The following is a 1,056-nucleotide window of genomic DNA, read 5'->3' as shown; positions in this document are numbered from 1 at the left end:
CTAGGTGTATTGATCACGAGCGTTGTTGACACTGGTCTGGTCTTGAACATGGCGAAGACCTCCGGTGGGGTGGGAACTGTCTAGGAACTCACCGCACGGAGGTCTTCGTGCCCCACCGTAATGCCCGGCTGACCGTCTTCGGTAGGAGACTGCTGGTCGAACGTGTCTGCTCAGGCCGTCCGGTCGCTCATGTGGCGGCCGAGATGGGGATCTCCCGGGCCACGGCCCATAAATGGATCCGCCGGTGGCGGACCGAGGGCGAGGCGGGTCTGCACGATCGGTCGAGTCGGCCTCGCACCACCCCGCACCGGACCGCCTCCGCGGTCGAAGCCCGCGTCTGCGACCTGCGGCAAAGCCGCAAGCTCGGCCCGGCCCGGATCGGCCCGATCCTGGGCCTGCCCGCCTCGACCGTGCACCGGATCCTGACCCGCCACCGGCTGAACCGGCTGGCCTGGATCGACCGGCCGACCGGAGTCGTGATCCGCCGCTACGAACGCGACCGGCCCGGCGAACTCATCCACGTCGACGTGAAGAAACTCGGCCGGATCCCCGACGGCGGCGGACATCGCGTGCTGGGCCGCGACGCGGGCCGGCCCGTCCGCGGCATGGGCTTCGACTACGTCCACTCCGCCGTCGACGACCACTCCCGCCTGGCCTACAGCGAGATCCACCCGGACGAGAAGGTCGCGACCTGCGCCGGCTTCCTGGCCCGCGCGGCCGCGTTCTTCCACGGACACGGCATCACCCGCATCGAACGGGTCCTGACCGACAACGCCTGGGCCTACCGCAAGGGCCTGGCCTGGAAGGCCGCCCTCGCGAAACTCGGCGCGACCGGCAAGCTGACCCGGGCCTACCGGCCACAGACCAACGGCAAGGTCGAACGCTTCAACCGCACCCTCCTCGACGAGTGGGCCTACCTACGGCCCTACACCTCGAACACCGAACGGACCGAAGCCCTGGCAGACTTCCTCCACACCTACAACCACCACCGCTGCCACACCGCACTCGACGGGCACCCGCCGATCAGCCGCGTCAACAACGCTGCGGGTCAATACA

General features: G+C 68.8%; 1 protein-coding gene. It reads left to right on the top strand.

Annotated features, from left to right (window positions below):
• Positions 1-107: 107 nt before the first annotated feature.
• Positions 108-1,056 (top strand): IS481 family transposase (locus tag ACF08W_RS35080; protein ID WP_392281776.1); only part of this gene is annotated, 949 nt, incomplete at its 3' end.

Source organism: Streptomyces sp. NPDC015144, assembly GCF_043079735.1.
In the GTDB taxonomy this organism is placed as follows: Bacteria; Actinomycetota; Actinomycetes; order Streptomycetales; family Streptomycetaceae; genus Streptomyces.
Note: the sequence above shows the minus strand (reverse complement) of the source record. Positions and strands in the feature narration are given on the sequence as shown.